16 protein-coding genes are annotated in these 14,754 nt (G+C 67.8%); 7 read left to right on the forward strand and 9 right to left on the reverse strand.

All coding sequences use genetic code 11. From position 1 onward, the window contains the following. Positions 1–153 precede the first annotated feature (153 nt). Positions 154–2,058 (reverse strand): translational GTPase TypA, encoded by a 1,905-nt coding sequence (gene typA, locus NCO8_RS08010; protein WP_067637752.1) that lies wholly within the window; start codon positions 2,056–2,058, stop codon positions 154–156. Positions 2,059–2,182: 124 nt separating this feature from the next. Between typA and NCO8_RS31780 the strand changes: the two genes are divergently transcribed. Further along, complete coding sequence (locus tag NCO8_RS31780; RefSeq protein ID WP_167353256.1) at positions 2,183–2,359, forward strand: hypothetical protein; 177 nt, start codon at positions 2,183–2,185, stop codon at positions 2,357–2,359. 53 nt (positions 2,360–2,412) lie between these two features. Further along, positions 2,413–2,703, forward strand: a complete 291-nt coding sequence (locus NCO8_RS08015) for a 4a-hydroxytetrahydrobiopterin dehydratase (protein WP_067637754.1) — start codon at positions 2,413–2,415, stop codon at positions 2,701–2,703. 1 nt (position 2,704) lies between these two features. Here NCO8_RS08015 and NCO8_RS08020 read toward each other — a convergent pair whose 3' ends face one another. Beyond that, positions 2,705–3,922, reverse strand: a complete 1,218-nt coding sequence (locus tag NCO8_RS08020; RefSeq protein WP_067637755.1) for a mannosyltransferase — start codon at positions 3,920–3,922, stop codon at positions 2,705–2,707. A gap of 391 nt (positions 3,923–4,313) precedes the next feature. On the opposite strand from NCO8_RS08020, the gene NCO8_RS08025 reads away from it, so the two are divergent. Further along, a complete protein-coding gene (locus NCO8_RS08025) occupies positions 4,314–5,087 on the forward strand; it encodes an Rv1157c family protein (RefSeq protein WP_067637757.1) in 774 nt (257 codons plus the stop codon). Positions 5,088–5,152: 65 nt separating this feature from the next. Here NCO8_RS08025 and NCO8_RS08030 read toward each other — a convergent pair whose 3' ends face one another. The 3 genes from NCO8_RS08030 to NCO8_RS08040 form a co-directional block, all read right to left on the reverse strand. Beyond that, positions 5,153–5,863 (reverse strand): DUF1906 domain-containing protein, encoded by a 711-nt coding sequence (locus NCO8_RS08030; protein WP_067637759.1) that lies wholly within the window; start codon positions 5,861–5,863, stop codon positions 5,153–5,155. Positions 5,864–6,019: 156 nt separating this feature from the next. Next, positions 6,020–7,168 carry a hypothetical protein gene (locus NCO8_RS08035; RefSeq protein ID WP_245655276.1) on the reverse strand — a complete coding sequence of 383 codons (1,149 nt, stop codon included), beginning with the start codon at positions 7,166–7,168 and terminating at the stop codon, positions 6,020–6,022. Between the two features lie 187 nt (positions 7,169–7,355). After that, positions 7,356–7,940, reverse strand: a complete 585-nt coding sequence (locus NCO8_RS08040) for a CHAP domain-containing protein (RefSeq protein ID WP_067637761.1) — start codon at positions 7,938–7,940, stop codon at positions 7,356–7,358. Between the two features lie 345 nt (positions 7,941–8,285). Between NCO8_RS08040 and NCO8_RS08045 the strand changes: the two genes are divergently transcribed. Together NCO8_RS08045 and NCO8_RS08050 are read left to right on the forward strand one after the other, a co-directional pair. Further along, on the forward strand, positions 8,286–9,047 hold the full coding sequence (locus NCO8_RS08045) for a helix-turn-helix domain-containing protein (RefSeq protein ID WP_067637763.1): 762 nt from the start codon (positions 8,286–8,288) through the stop codon (positions 9,045–9,047). A gap of 22 nt (positions 9,048–9,069) precedes the next feature. Continuing rightward, positions 9,070–9,393 (forward strand): hypothetical protein, encoded by a 324-nt coding sequence (locus tag NCO8_RS08050; protein WP_157104831.1) that lies wholly within the window; start codon positions 9,070–9,072, stop codon positions 9,391–9,393. A gap of 5 nt (positions 9,394–9,398) precedes the next feature. Here NCO8_RS08050 and NCO8_RS08055 read toward each other — a convergent pair whose 3' ends face one another. Together NCO8_RS08055 and NCO8_RS08060 are read right to left on the reverse strand one after the other, a co-directional pair. After that, on the reverse strand, positions 9,399–9,704 hold the full coding sequence (locus NCO8_RS08055; protein ID WP_067485716.1) for a hypothetical protein: 306 nt from the start codon (positions 9,702–9,704) through the stop codon (positions 9,399–9,401). A gap of 350 nt (positions 9,705–10,054) precedes the next feature. Further along, positions 10,055–11,254 carry a DoxX family protein gene (locus NCO8_RS08060; RefSeq protein ID WP_084456756.1) on the reverse strand — a complete coding sequence of 400 codons (1,200 nt, stop codon included), beginning with the start codon at positions 11,252–11,254 and terminating at the stop codon, positions 10,055–10,057. A 114-nt stretch (positions 11,255–11,368) separates the two neighbouring features. Between NCO8_RS08060 and NCO8_RS08065 the strand changes: the two genes are divergently transcribed. Together NCO8_RS08065 and NCO8_RS08070 are read left to right on the forward strand one after the other, a co-directional pair. After that, the gene (locus NCO8_RS08065) at positions 11,369–11,971 is read left to right on the forward strand and encodes a class I SAM-dependent methyltransferase (RefSeq protein ID WP_167353257.1); all 603 of its coding nucleotides are present in this window, start codon (positions 11,369–11,371) and stop codon (positions 11,969–11,971) included. Between the two features lie 104 nt (positions 11,972–12,075). Beyond that, the gene (locus NCO8_RS08070) at positions 12,076–12,534 is read left to right on the forward strand and encodes a hypothetical protein (protein ID WP_067637766.1); all 459 of its coding nucleotides are present in this window, start codon (positions 12,076–12,078) and stop codon (positions 12,532–12,534) included. Between the two features lie 19 nt (positions 12,535–12,553). Here the strand turns inward: NCO8_RS08070 and NCO8_RS08075 are convergent, their stop codons facing one another. Together NCO8_RS08075 and NCO8_RS08085 are read right to left on the reverse strand one after the other, a co-directional pair. Continuing rightward, positions 12,554–12,742, reverse strand: coding sequence for a DUF1737 domain-containing protein (locus tag NCO8_RS08075; RefSeq protein ID WP_067637768.1), 189 nt, complete (start codon positions 12,740–12,742; stop codon positions 12,554–12,556). A 554-nt stretch (positions 12,743–13,296) separates the two neighbouring features. After that, positions 13,297–14,244, reverse strand: coding sequence for an alpha/beta fold hydrolase (locus NCO8_RS08085; RefSeq protein ID WP_067637771.1), 948 nt, complete (start codon positions 14,242–14,244; stop codon positions 13,297–13,299). Positions 14,245–14,754 lie beyond the last annotated feature (510 nt).

Consider the following 14,754-nt stretch of genomic DNA (forward strand, 5'->3'; position numbering starts at 1 on the left):
AGCACCGACACGCGCAACCTTGCGCACCACCCCGGACTCACCACGTCCCGCACTCTACGGGATCGGTCTTCGGCGGGCGCCCCGGGATTCGAGCACGGAAAAGGCGGTTGGACGGTACCGAGTACCGTCCAACCGCCCCGCGGCGCCAGCCGCTTATGTTCCTGCGGCGGCCTTGTCGCGGGCCTTGCGACGCGACAGGTCACGCGCCCGCTCGTTGGCACCGAGCACGACCTTGCGCACGCGGACCACCTCGGGGGTGACCTCGACGCACTCGTCGCCGGCACAGAACTCCATCGCCAGCTCGAGATCGAGCTGCAGGGGCTTGGCCATGGTCTCGAAGGTGTCCGCGGTCGCGCTGCGCATGTTGGTCAGCTTCTTCTCGCGGGTCACATTGATATCGAGATCCTCGGCACGCGGGTTGATGCCGACCACGTGGCCCTCGTAGGTCTCCGCGCCCGGCTCGACGAAGAACTGACCACGGTCGGCCAGCTGGATCATCGCGAACGGAGTGACCGAGCCCGCGCGGTCCGACACCAGCGAACCGGTGTGGCGGGCGCGGATCTCACCGGCCCACGGCGCGTACCCGTGGGACACGGCGTTGGCGATGCCGGTGCCGCGGGTCTCGGTGAGGAACACGGTGCGGAAGCCGATCAGGCCACGCGACGGGACGATGAACTCCATGCGCACCCAGCCGGCGGCGTGGTTGCTCATCTGCACCATCTTGCCCTTGCGGGCGGCCAGCAGCTGGGTGATGGCACCCAGGTACTCGTCGGGGCAGTCGATGGTCAGCTCTTCGAACGGCTCGTGCACCTTGCCGTCGACCTGCTTGGTGACCACCTGCGGCTTGCCGACGGTGAGCTCGAAGCCCTCGCGGCGCATCTGCTCGACCAGGATGGCCAGCGCCAGCTCACCACGGCCCTGCACCTCCCAGGCGTCGGGGCGGCCGATGTCGAGCACGCGCAGCGACACGTTGCCGATCAGTTCCTGATCCAGGCGCGCCTTCACCATGCGGGCGGTGAGCTTGTGGCCCTGCACCCGGCCGACCAACGGCGAGGTGTTGGTGCCGATGACCACCGAGATGGCCGGCTCGTCGACCGAGATGCGCGGCAGCGCGACCGGGTTCTCCACGTCGGCGAGGGTGTCGCCGATCATGATGTCGGAGATGCCCGCGATGGCGACGATGTCACCGGCCACGGCGACCTCACCGGGCAGACGCTCCACACCGACGGTCTGCAGCAGCTCGGTGATCTTGACGGTCTTCACGCCGTCGGCGTTGATCCAGGCCACGTTCTGGCCCTTGCGCAGCTCACCGCTGAAGATACGAACCAGCGCGAGACGGCCGAGGAAGGCCGAAGCGTCGAGGTTGGTGACGTGGGCCTGCAGCGGGCCTTCCGGGTCGCCCTTGGGCGCCGGGATGTACTCCATGAGCACGTCGAACAGCGCGTCGAGGTTCTCGGCGGCGGGCGCCTGACCGTTCTCCGGCTGCTCCTTGGACGCCTTGCCCTCACGACCCGAGGCGTAGAGCACCGGCAGGTCGAGCGCGAGCTCGGCGGCTTCGGCGGCCTCGTCGTCGAGATCCGAGGCCAGGTCGAGCAGCAGATCGTGCGACTCCTCGACGACCTCGGCGATGCGGGCGTCGGGGCGGTCGGTCTTGTTGACGACCAGGATCACCGGCAGCTTGGCCGCGAGCGCCTTGCGCAGCACGAAACGGGTCTGCGGGAGCGGACCCTCGGACGCGTCGACGAGCAGGACGACACCGTCGACCATGGAGAGGCCGCGTTCGACCTCACCACCGAAGTCGGCGTGGCCGGGGGTATCGATGACATTGATGACGGTGACGGAACCGTCGGGATGGTGCCGGTGGACGGCGGTGTTCTTCGCGAGAATGGTGATGCCCTTCTCGCGCTCGAGGTCACCGGAGTCCATGACTCGGTCGACCAGTTCGGCTCGCTCAGCGAACGCGCCCGACTGACGAAGCATGGCGTCGACCAGGGTCGTCTTGCCGTGGTCGACGTGGGCCACGATGGCGACGTTGCGGAAATCGCGTGTAGACGACACGCCTGGATCCTCCTGCTGTTGATGTATTTGGCACGCATGAATCTTGCTCGCGGCCTGTTCCAGACTACCGGTACCGAAGTGGCGGGCACGTGTCAGCCTTTGTACTTAGGGTAAGCTAACCCGCGTGGGCAAGGTAAAGGCGAAGAAGGTTTCCAGCCTCAAGCCGAAGAAAAAGTGCTGCCGGAAGAAGACGCGCTGCTTCAAATGCCCCGTCGTCATCATGCGTATGAAGAAGGCCGAAGCCGCCGGTCTGAGCGGTAAACATCTCAAAAAGGCCCTGAAACAGGCGCGCGCCGCCTGAGCATCCGACGACGGGCGATGCGCCCTGCCCGGATGAGGCGTAGAACTGCAGTTATGGGTAATTCGCTGCTCTCCGACCCCGAGATCACCATCGCCCTGGCCACGCTGCCGGACTGGTCGCGCGAAGGCGACTCCATCACCCGGACGGTGAAAGCCCCGAGTTTCCTCGACGGCATCGAACTCGTCCGCAAGGTCGCCGCCGCCGCCGAGCAGGCCGATCATCATCCCGACATCGATATCCGTTGGCGCACAATTCGTTTCACGCTCAGCACGCATTCGGCGGGTGGGCTCACCGGGCAGGACACGGCGATGGCGCACGTGATCGACGACATCGTCGCGGGCTGAGTCAGCCCGCCCGAACCTCCACCGCACGACGGCCACGCACCTGCGCGGCGAGTGTGTCGCGCCCGTGCCACACCAGCCAGCCGAGCAGCACGAACACCCCGATCACATCCACCGCGCCGAGCCAGGCCAGCACCCACGGACGCGGGATCTCCCAGATCGTCGGCTGCGCGAACGACAGCACCCACGGCACGCCGACCAGCATCGTCAGCACCCAGAAGCCCGCGAGCACGCGCGCCATCCGCTCGGCCTTCAGCGGGCCGTAGAGCAGCCACAACACAGTTGGGATCAACCACACCCAGTGGTGGGACCAGGAGATCGGCGAGATCATCAGGCCGAACAGCTGCACGAGCACCAGGGTGCCGAGCCGGTCGTCGGGGCCGAGAGTACGCCACGCCAGGAACGCCAGCACGGCGGTGACGAGCACGCCCGCGATCCACCACGGACCCGAACCCACGTCGTAGCCGAGGATGCGGCTCAACGCGCCACGCAACGACTGATTCCACACCGAACCCACCGGGCCGATCCGGTCGGCGTCACCGAGGAGCGTGCCGAAATAGCGCTTCGCCTCGTGCGCATTGATGAGAAAACTCACAGCGACCGTCAGGCCGAATGCCGCCGCCGACCACACCACCGTCGCCCACCGACGCCGCGCAACGAAATAGAGGCCGGTGATCGCAGGCGTCAATTTGATCCCCGCGATCACACCGACGAGCCCACCGGAGACCCACCACCGCGAGCTGCGCACCGCGAGCATCGCGCCGAACACCAGGAACACATTCACCTGGCCGTAATCGATGGTGGTGCGCACCGGCTCGAGCCACACACCGAGCGCGGTCCAGCCGACCGCGGCGGTGACCCACTTCGTCTCCCGCGCCGTCTCCTTACCGAGCAGCAGTTCGAAGCTGATCGCGATCACGCCGTAGAGCGCGGCGACGGTCGCCAGCATCCAGCCGACCGCGACCACCGGGAACGGCAGGTAGTGCAGGGGGAAGAAGACCAGCGCGGCGAACGGCGGATACGTGAACGGCAGCGGGAAGTCGGGTGTCTTCTCCGCGTAGGTGAAGTCGTAGAGACGATCGGTGAGCAGCGAGGCCGAACCGTCGACGTACACGTGCAGGTCGACGACGTTGAGCCCGTTGGGCGCGAACAGCATCCAGGCCAGCCGGGCGAGCACGGACAGTCCGAGCAGCGCGAGAGCCCATCGGAGGTGTCGGTTCAAGGCCGTGCTTTCGGTCGTATGAAATGGCGCGTACGCGGTGCCAGATCACAATAGTTTGGCGGCTGGCGCCGCGGGTTTTCGGCCCTGGCGGGCCTCGATTCTTCACTCCTCCGCTCAGTCGCTTCGCTCCTTCGCTCCGTCGCTCCAGAATCGAGGCGGGCCGAAAACCAGGGATCCAGTTTTCGCTGCGCGACACTGCTGGTCACAGTTGCATCAACGTCCCCACGGGTAACACCTTGCAGGGCTAACTTCGATGCAGAGTATTTTCGGCCGGGATGCCTTCACGGGCCCGGCGGCTGTACAACACGGCAGCGTTGTCCTTAGAGTGACCCCGTCATGGGGACCGACAACCCTCGCCCATCGCAACACCGAGGTAAGGACGGCTGGACAAGTGCTTCGTAGCCGAGCATCGCGGATCGCAACGACCGCTCTCGCCCTCGCGGCAGGCGCCATGCTCGCCGTGCCCGCGTCGACAACGGCCGCGCCCGCCGCGCAGGCGGCCCCGGTCAGCGTGCCGATGGTGCCCGAGGGCGTCCCGGTCGACGCGCTCGCCGCTTTCGCGCCCGCTGTGACCGGCCTGATCGCCGGTCCCGCCGATGTCGCGAGCCCGCAGACCGCCCTGCTCGATCAGGCGCGGATGCTGCTGGCGACCATGAATCTGCCGCCCGCCATCAAGGCGACGCTGGAGCGGATCATCACCTTCCTCGACGGCAGCGGCGGCGGCGGACCCGACATCCCCGAGAACGGCCCGGTCATCGCGCAGTTCCTGTACCCGACCATCGGCAAGGCGTGCATCGGTGACGGCGCCGACTCGGTCGGCACCGCGCTCGCGGTCCCCGGTCCGGCGCAGCTGCCCCCGCCCGGCCCCGCCGCCGGGCAGGCCGGTTTCGTGTTCACCGCGCTCGGCACCAAGGCGCCGACAGCCGAACAGAACCCGCCGATGACGGTGCAGTGGCTCAACCTCGACACCCGTCAGTCGGGCGTGCAGACGCTCACCGACGAGGCGAAGATCAACCCCGGTGGGCCCGCCACGCTGTCGACCATCGCGAACACCGGTCACGGCCGGGTGGTCGCGGTGATCTCCGGGTCGCTGACCACCGCCGCCGAGGGCGCCGCCCCGCGCACCTGCAACTTCATGCCGACCCTCGGTTTCTTCACCGTCTAGGCAAAGCAGCACTCGAGCCCGGCTCGTTCTCACGAACGGCGCCGGGCTCGAGTTGTTTCAGGGGGTCACCACTGGCCGTAGTCCGAGGCCAGCACGGTGTTCACGTCGACACCGACGCCGTCGATGGCGCGCTTGTCGATCTCGAACTGGTGCAGATGGGCGTTGTCGTGCACGAAACCTCTCGGGGTGCCCCAATTGTGCTGCCAGAACCAGGAACCGAGACCCGCGGCGAGGGCGCGGTCGATGGTCGGTGTGTTGGCGTAGATGCCGACCAGCTCGGGGCCGAGCACCGACTGCCAGCCCTCGATGTAGGGCGCGATCATCTCGTCGAACTCCTGCTCGGAGGGGTTGTCGTCGATCGAGGCGTAGATCGGGGCGGTGTCCGGGCCGCCTGCGGCCGTGTGCAGTTCCCAGCCGCGTTCGGCATGTTGCTTGCCCGCTTCGAGGCCACCGCGCCAATCGGCTGTCGGGCCCTTGCCGAACTGGTAGTTCGACACGATCGACAACCCGTGCGCCCACAGGTCTTCCACTTCACCGGGCAGCAGCGGTTTGCCTTCCATCCATTCCGCACCCGGCCTGCGGTCGGAGACGTAGCGGATCACACCGATGTGGCCCGCGGCCTTGATCGCCGCGGCCGAGGGGACGCCCGCGGCATAGTCGACGAGGGTGCCGTAGGACTGGGCCGCGGCAGGCGTGGCAGCCAGTCCGAGGCCGAGAGTTGTCGCGGCGGCGGCGAATCCGAAGAACTCACGCCGGGTGACCGGAACAGAACGCATGACAGGACTCCTTCGCGCAACCCGACCACAACCGGCAAGCGAGCCCGGCGCGTCAACCCCGTACGCGCCGGGAGCCTAGAACGTGCGACTCATTTCACCACAGCTCACACCGGCACCGCTAGACCCAGTAATCACAGCAGCACCATCGGTCACAGCTCAGGTCGCGCCGTCGATGGCGGCGCCGACGTCGATGGTCCGGCCCGACGGGTCGGCGAGCTCGGTACTCACCACGGCGACGACCTGGGCCATCACCTGTTTCTTGATGCCTGCCAGCCGAGCGAGCGTCGCGGCGCGCAAACCCTTCGCGGTGAATTCCATCGAGATGTCCTCGATGGCGGGCGGCGGCACCTCGATCACGATCTGCAGCGGTTCGGCGGCGCGCGCCGTGAGGACGAGGGGGATCTCGAGGTCGGCGCGGTAGTGGTTGGCCTTGAGCACGTCGACGGTGATGTCGAGGCCGACCGGCAGGGTCATGTCGAACACCCGCAGCTCGCCGGGCACGGCCGCGCCGCGCTCGACCACCCGCGGCTGCTCGATCGCGCCACGCACGGTCACCGTCGCCGCGCCGCGCGGGCCCTCCGACAGCGGTCCGATCGCGATCTCCCCGCCCGCCATCTGGGCGACCACGCTGTGCACGCGGTCGCGGGTGACGATCTGGGTGAAGAAGCGCAGACCGAATTCGCGGTGGTCGATCCAGTCGAACACGGTGTCGTTGCGGTGCGGGGAGCGGTAGCCGTCGAGGATCGCCTCGATGTCGAACACCCGCTCGGCTCGGGCCTTGGGATCGCTGATGATGGCGTTCACCCGGCCCGCGACCTCGCGCTGAACGAGGCCCGCGATGGGGTCGAGCAGCATTTCCCAGGCGGTGTCGATGGCCTCGGCACGCAGGGTGAAACTCACGTCCTTGGCCGTCACCGTGCCGACGTCCATGACGAGGAGCAGTGGTGCGGCGGTGCGGGCGTGCAGGGTGAGGGCGATCTCGACGAGGGCGGCCACGCCGAGTTTGCGGCCACCGAGAATCAGGTTCACAGCGAGTTTCAGGGGCACCTTCACGCCGAAGGTGAGCGCGTCGCCAGGATTGCGGGTGACCACCGGGGTACCGAGGGTGCCTTCGGCGGCGAAGCCTGCCAATCCCGCCGGGCCGAGGGAGAACGGACCGATCTGCACACCACGCCCGGTCATGCCCGCGACGGCGGCGGCGATCCGGTCCTCGGTCACCGCGTACCTGACGAATCGCTCGCCGAAATCGGCGTACTCGATCCGCTTCGGGTCACGACGTGCTTCTCCGGTCACCTTCACACGCACATCGAACACGGTACGGGATCGGTGTGCGCGGCCAGGTGTCGGCGCAACTCCCCCGTCCTGCCGATGAGGGGGAAGCAGGACGGAGGGGTCGGCTGCGGCGCTGCCGGGCGCCGCGTGAACCATCGTACGTGCACCGGCCCGGTCGTGCCGCGCCGGTGGGGTCGGTTACCTTGCGCGACAGTAACTTTCAGAATCGTCCGTACCCCACGAGGTCGGGCGTTTCGCTCACCTTGATGGTACGGATCCGGATGGTGCCCATCTCGTTGCCGCCGATGGTGGTGATCGCGTCACCCTCGGCCTTCAACACGATGTTGGTGTGTTGACCGAGCGGGCTGTCGGGGCCGTACAGCACCACGTCGCCGGTGCGCGGCCGGTAACCCACGTCGGGCCGGGTGAAGCGGCCGACGGTCTCGTAGTACTCCTGCAGCGTGTACACCCCGGGGATGCGCCAGGAGCCGGAGTTCGGGTTGCTCAGTGGCCTGCCCGCTTCGCGCATGGTCCAACTGACGAAGTCGGCGCACCACGCCTCTTTCACGCCCTCGGCGTACTTCGGTCCGTCACCTGGCTTCTCGTATTCGCGGCGCAACACGTCGACCAGCGCGATCTGCTGTTCGTCGAGGTGTTCGCTGTCGAGGGCCGGGAACGGCTCACCCCAGTCGTGCTGCCACCACACCAGCCCGGCGACCAGCACCGCCGTGGCCGCGAGCACCCCGGAAATACCTAGGATCCATCTGGAACCGCGCCCGGTCCGCCCGGTCTGCAGCTGCGTCATCGCCCCCCGCTTTCATCGGTCTCTGCTTCATTAGACGAATCGCGAGGGCCGGCGGTTCCCGGTATACGGAAGAATCTCGCAGCGCGGTCCCGGAGCGGACGCGGGTCGTGATCACCGGGTGGACCCCTGCGCCACCCGGGTATCGACGCCTCGACAGGCGACGGCGCTCTCGGCGCGCGCGACAACCACGCGTGCCGTCCCCTCCGGCGACCGTTCCGCTCCGGAACTACTGATGGACAGCCCGGCGCTGCCCCGCCCGGCTGTAAGAATTTTCGCGAACGCCGTACGGTCGGTCAAGCTAGACGACTGTCCCAGTTTGTCCCACCGCAGGAAAGAGGACCGGACGTGGAAGACCCGCACCTGGCGATCGCCAGGTACCTGCGCGAACGTCGCGAGGCGGCAGGCCTCACCCGCGTCGCACTCAGCGCGCGGGCGGGCATCTCCCCCGCCCTGATCCAGAAGATCGAACAGGGTTCGCGCACACCGACCCTCGAGGCGCTCACCGCACTGTTCGACGCGCTCGACGTGCCGGCCCTTTTCCGCGATCACCTGGTGTCGCTGTCGCTGGCCGACCGCTACGGCAGCCCGGCGGCCGACATCCCGAGCGACATCCCCACCGCCGATCTCGTGCTGCTCAACTCGATCTCGTATCCAGCCAGCCTGCAGATGTACACGACCTACGATGTGGTCGCCACGAATTCGGCCTGGAATCGGTACTTTCCCGGCCTCGACACCAGCACCACGCTGCTGGAATGGATGCTGCTCGACCCGCGTTCACGCGAGGTGATGCTCGACTGGGACAAGCAGGTTCACCTGTGCGTCTACGGATTCCGGGTGATGAGTCCCGGCGTCGTGCCCAAGGAGCGGATCGACCGGCTCTTCGCGGCCTGCGCGGTCGCCGAGGAATGGGAACGGTTCTGGACCACCGAGCCCGACGTGCCCTCCCACCTCGACCGGCCCGTGCAGCGGTTCCGGCACCCCGAGACCGGCGCCGCCGTAGCGATGACCATGCAGGTGCACGACTCGATCGTGCCCCGGCGGGAATGGTCGCTCGTCACCTTCTGCCCGCTTCTCGACGGCTCCGTCCGAGACGCCGCAAACCAGTAGCTGCTCGAGTTAAGCTGCGGCCGTGGCCACGCAACGGACAGCGCGCCCAGGCTGGTTGGCCTGGGACAACTACTTCGTCGGCGTCGTCGGGCTGGTACTCGGATTGTGCTTCGGTACCTGCGCGGCGTTGATCGCCGGCCCCGGCCGCAACCTCGCCGCGATCATCCTGGTCGTCCTCGCGGCACTGTGCGTGCTGCCCGCGTTGTTGCGCGCGCTCGCCGAACTCAGCGTGTGGGTGCGGCTCGCGGTGCTCGTGATCGGTTTCGCCCTGCTGCTACCCGCGATCCTGGTGAGCCCCGATGTGCGCGACTGGGCCGCCGAGCGCTGGGAAAAGGCCTGGAAGTAGGTGGCCTACCGGAGGTTTCCCTGCGGCAGCGACAGCAGGAACCGCAGGGTGTTGTTCAGGAACTGCGACGACTGCCAGGCGAAGTAGCCACCCGCGGCACCGGTATCCGAGGAGCCCGCCGCCGAACCCGTCGCCAGGTTCGCCGAACCGGTGGCCGACCCGGTCGCCAGATCGGCCGACCCGCTCGCCGAACCCGAGCCCGGTAGCGCGGCCGCCTGGCCCGCCGAACCGAGCACCCCGATCGTCACCGCCGCCGCGACCAACGCGACTCGAACGGCATACGGCTTGGACGTTTCACGACCGGACAACATCTGATGAATCCCACTCTCCGAAACAACTGCGAAAGCCCAGTATTCACACCTGAGCGCGGCATCAAACCCGATTCGCCGGGATTACCCGATCTCCCGCGCGAGTTCCATGGTCCGCCATGCGGGACCGGTCCGACAGACCACGGATATCGGGGCAGATCGTTGTGCGTTGTCCCAAAGGTTCACGGCGGCAAGGCGGTCGGATCGGGGGCAACCAACTGCCACGCGGGTTCGGTCTCCAACAGCTGGCAACACACAACCGCCGCACCGGCTCGGGGCGGTGCGGCGGTTGGGTGCTGCGGTGCGGTAGTCGAGCGGCAGCCAGCCGTCGCCGCTACGGCCTTCGCCGGATTCTAACGGCGGGCGGAGCGCTCGCGGACGGCGGATGCCGTTGTGGCGGTGGTCTTTTCGACGAGGTCGGCGAGGTCGGCGGCTGCGGAGGGAAGCGGGCGGCGCTTGCCGTTGGTCAGCTCCGAACCGCGTTCGCGGGCCAGTTCGGCGGCGTGCTTGCCACGGATCTTGGCTTCTTCACCGCGTTCACGGGCAACCTCGGCGGCGTACTTACCGCGGATCTTGGCCTCTTTGCGCGCGAGCTTGGCGGCGCGCTTGCCGCGAACCTTGGCTTCCTCGCCACGCTCACGCGCGACCTCGGCCGCCCGCGCGCCACGTTCCCGGGCGACTTCGGCCGCCTCCGCGCCACGTTCCCGGGCTACTTCGGCCGCCTCCGCGCCACGTTCGCGCGCGATCTCGGCCCGTTCCCTGGCGACCTCGGCCAACTGCGCCCCGCGCTCTCTGGCGATCTCGACCAGGTGCGAGCTTCGACCGCGCGCCTCGTCGGCCACCTCCGGCCCCCGGTCGCGGGCGACCTCCGCGAGGTGCGCACCACGTTCGCGGGCGGCTTCGGCGATCTGCGGGCCACGTTCCCTGGCCAGCTCGGCCAATTGCTCGCTGCGGGCGCGAGCCAGCTCCGCCAGCTGGGGGCCGCGTTCCTTGGCGACCTCGGCAAGCTGCGACCCGCGCGTCTTGGCGGCGTCGAGGACAACCACTCCTTCGTCGCGCACCTGCTCGGCCAGGCCAGGGCTGCGATCCATCAGCTTGTGGGCGGCACGGCGACCCCGCCAGCCCAGCGACGGCTTGCCCTCGGTGTCGGCCGCCGCGATCATCAGGCCGCCGAGCAGGCCGAGGTCCTTCAGGAACCCCGCCCGCTTCACCGCCTTGCGATCGGGGTCGGATTCGGACCAGAAGTCCTGTTCGGTGACGGTGCCCGGGACGACGGTCGCGGCGAGCAGGAAGGCGGCGGGCCGGGGTGCGCGACCGCTCGCCAGCAGCAGACCACCGGCCACCTGCACCATCGCGTTGATCTGCACCATCTTGCCGGGGTCGTCGGGGACCTTGGCGGCCAGCGCGTCGGGCAGGCTGTCGCGCCCCTTGTCGGCAAGGGCGGCGGCCGCCTCGGCACGCGGCTTCGGATTCATCAAACCGTTCACTCCGGTGGCGATGAACGTCGTCCCCAGCAGCGTGCGGGCAATGCGGCGGACAGGCCTGATCGGCATGGTCGGGTCCCTTCGTCTGGCTTGTCGGTTCCTCGCTTCCCGCCTTACCCTGTCCCCCTCCGCACAAACGAACAACAGACCGACCGCCCTGTTTCGCGTTGGTACGGTCGCATCGTGGTTGATGACACCGTCCGCGCGGCCTACAGCGACTTGCACGAGCTTTACATCGAGGTCTGCGGCTTTCCCGCCGCCGTCGATCCCGAGGACTCCGCTTTCGTCCTCCGCCACCTCACCGAGGGCCCCGTCCTCGACCTCGGCTGCGGGCCGGGGCATTTCACACACATCCTCACCGAAGCCGGTATCGCGGCCGAGGGCCTCGACATGGTCCCCGAATTCATCGAGCACGCCCGCGCGACCTACCCCGGGATTCCGTTCGAGGTCGGCTCGATCCGCGCCGTGGACGCGCCGGACGAATCCGTTGCCGGCTTGCTCTCGTGGTTTTCCCTCATCCATCTGCCGCCGCACGAAATCCCTGGCGTGCTGGCGGAACTCCGGCGAATTCTTCGCCCCGGGGGTCGGCTCGTCGTCGGCTTCTTCACCGATGAAACCGCTGTCGAACCGTTTCCACACAAGGTGACAACCGCCTACCGCTGGCCCGTCGACACCTTCGCCGCAGCCCTGTCCGCGGCAGGGTTCGCCGAACTCGACCGCCTCACCCCACCTGCTTCCGACACCTCGCGCCCCTATGGAGCCCTGGCGGTCACACCTAGGTGGTGAACGCGGACCCCCGTGTACAGCGCCGACCACCCTCGGGTCCGTATCTCCGATCGCTCCTACGACGTTGGATTGATCTACGCACAATCCACCCCGTAGGAGCCCCGATGCCGATCAAGAGTTTCGCGACGACAACCCTGTTCATCTCCGGCTTTGCCGCCCTGACAGCCCTCGCCCCCACCGCGCACGCCACTAACGGCGTCGACGGAAACATCACCAGCCCCGTCTCCGGCACCGTCACCCTCAGCTGGCAGGTCTACATCCCCGCCGGCCGGACCGCCGCCTGCGACATGTCCGTCGAGAACAGCGCCGATACCAGCGGCACCTACCGCGAATTCGACTACACGGCGATCGGCGGCTCACCCAACTATCAGGGCCGCTGGGTCAGCGACTCCTTCCAAACCTCAGCCCCTGCGGGCAGCACCGCCTACGGCAACGTGAACTGCACCTTCCTCGATCCCGGCACCGGACAGGCGACGGTCGGGTACTGGCAGGGCTCGACCCGGGTCAAACTCCCGGTGAAGACGATCGTCCCGGCGGTTCCGCCCGGCGGTGCGGTGGGCTGATTCGTCCAGAATGCTATGACTACGCGGCCGGCGTCGGCTCGTCCCTGGTCCACAGAATGGCCTGAGCCACGATCACCCGCTCACCGTTGAACGTGGCGGCCGGCCCACCGTAGAGCTCGTAGCCCAGATCCAGCGCGTCACTGACTCGCTGACAGAAAGTCGAGTCGTCCGGGCCGGTCAGCAAGCGATAACGAGGTAAGCGTTCCACAGCCCTGGCAACGCTGGATGTCGAACCGGAATTCCACGGCTACACCGCTGCTGTTGCCCGGGCGGACAGCGGTGCCGGTTCGTCGGCGGTCAGGTTCAGATCGAGTGCGGTGAGGTTCTCCTCAAGATGCCGGATGGTCGTGGTTCCGGGGACGGGGAGCACGTTGGGCCCGGGATCACGCCGATGGTCAGTTCACCGCAGACCAGACCGGTCGCGGCGGCCGGCGGCGCGGCGCGATTGCGTTCACCGAACCACCCCGACCGGCTCCTGATCGATGATCACACCTTCGTATTGGCCGAGTGGCAGACGATCGCGCGCGCCAGCCTCGACCAGTTCACGCGCTGCCTGCAGCACCCCTACGCGGGGTGGGTCTATCTCAGCCCGCCTGCTCTCCTCGAACCCGGCGAGGGCACCGGCCGCTATCGACGCGGCACCACCACATTGTTCACCGACGAGACCGGGGCCTCCCGCATCGTCGCACCGGACCTCGCGCTCGCCGTGGTAGACGAGGTGGAACGGCGGACTGAACTGGTTCGCGCGGCGGCGGGCGAGCACTATGCGGCCGACGCGAACAGGGCACTTTCAGCGTCGAACGCGCGAGCGGCCAGTCTGCCGATCGCGGCGGCTACCTGGCCGGGTTGCTCGAGGATCACCGAGTGCCCCGCACCGTCGATCAGCACCAGATCCGAGTAGTCGACGGCGGCGGCCATCGCGATCGAATGCGACGGCGGGGTCATCAGGTCGGCGGATCCGCACAGCACGAACGTCGGGATACCCGACAGGACGGCGAGCGCGTCGGTGCGGTCGAAGGCCTTGAAGGCGCCGAGGAAACTCGCCATCGTCACGATCGGGGTCGCGTTGTGCATGGCTCGAGCCAGGGTGAGCACGCGCGGGTCGACCGTTCGGTCACCGAATTCCGCGGCCCGCACGACCGGTGCGAAAACCTTGCAGGCCAGCAGTTTCGCCCGCTGCATGAGTCGCGGTGCGCGCCGAACCGAGGCCTGGAACACCGCGATGAGCGGGTTGCGCAGGAGACGGCCGAAACCGGCGTCGGCCAGTCCGCGCGCCGCGGTCGCGATGAGCCCCACACCGACGATCCGCGTGCCGATCTCCTCGCGATACCGGCTCACGTAGGTCAGCACGGTCATCCCGCCCATCGAATGGCCGACCAGCACCACAGGGCCGGTCGGGGCGACGGCTTCGAGCACGTCGTGGAGGTCGTCACCGAGCTGTTCGAGGTTGTAGGTGTGCCGCGGCGCCACACCGGAATCACCGTGCCCCCGGTGGTCGTAGCACACGACGCGAGCCCGCGGGTGCTCGCGCACCAGCGCATCCCGGACATCGGTCCACGACTCGCTGCGCAGGCAATGCCCGTGCACCAGCACGATCGTCAACTCGGCACCGGGCCGCCCGTACTCGTGAACCGCGAGCCCCACACCGTCCCCGGCCGACACCGTCCCACACCGCTCCACCGAGCTGCTGATCAAGCTGATGTTCGACATCCGAGCCTCCGGTCCACGTCAGTGACACCATCAACTCTGCGCCGCCGCGGCCCCGATCATCAGTGCCCCGAGTGCTGAGCCCGCTCCCCCGAGGGTGAACCGATCCCCACCATGGTGGGCCCGACGCTAGACGTTGAAGCGGAACTCGACGCCAAGCCGTGGGGGAACATCAGAGGCCGTCGGTTCTACTCATAAACGAGCGTTTGCGCAGATCAAGCCCGAGAATTGAGAGGTTGAACCGAAACTCCACTACCCTGGGCTGACGGAATCGCACTGCTCGATTGCGGACTTGATCTTCCCCGCAAGAGAAACGGGATCGTCCTCAGGACCGACCTCTACGGTGATATCCCCGCGGCCAGCCGACTCCACACGTACGGTAACCTCCGGCTTCTGCCATGCGACCTCTTGCACAACCGCAACCCCGCACGGATGCCTCACCCGACAATGCGAGATACTGGATGGCGAGTAGTGCGACTTTTTCGGATGTCGCTGGCTGTTGGCGAGCGCACC

This window comes from Nocardia coubleae NBRC 108252 (genome assembly GCF_001612805.1).
Lineage (GTDB): Bacteria > Actinomycetota > Actinomycetes > Mycobacteriales > Mycobacteriaceae > Nocardia > Nocardia coubleae.

Bases quoted from the DNA above. Each gene is read 5' to 3' on its own strand.
- NCO8_RS08015 (WP_067637754.1), top strand. From the start codon at position 2,413: ATGGGTAATTCGCTGCTCTCCGACCCCGAGATCACCATCGCCCTGGCC.
- NCO8_RS08030 (WP_067637759.1), bottom strand. From the start codon at position 5,863: ATGCGTTCTGTTCCGGTCACCCGGCGTGAGTTCTTCGGATTCGCCGCC.
- NCO8_RS08040 (WP_067637761.1), bottom strand. From the start codon at position 7,940: ATGACGCAGCTGCAGACCGGGCGGACCGGGCGCGGTTCCAGATGGATC.
- NCO8_RS08055 (WP_067485716.1), bottom strand. From the start codon at position 9,704: ATGTTGTCCGGTCGTGAAACGTCCAAGCCGTATGCCGTTCGAGTCGCG.
- NCO8_RS08060 (WP_084456756.1), bottom strand. From the start codon at position 11,254: ATGCCGATCAGGCCTGTCCGCCGCATTGCCCGCACGCTGCTGGGGACG.
- NCO8_RS08070 (WP_067637766.1), top strand. From the start codon at position 12,076: ATGCCGATCAAGAGTTTCGCGACGACAACCCTGTTCATCTCCGGCTTT.
- NCO8_RS08085 (WP_067637771.1), bottom strand. From the start codon at position 14,244: ATGTCGAACATCAGCTTGATCAGCAGCTCGGTGGAGCGGTGTGGGACG.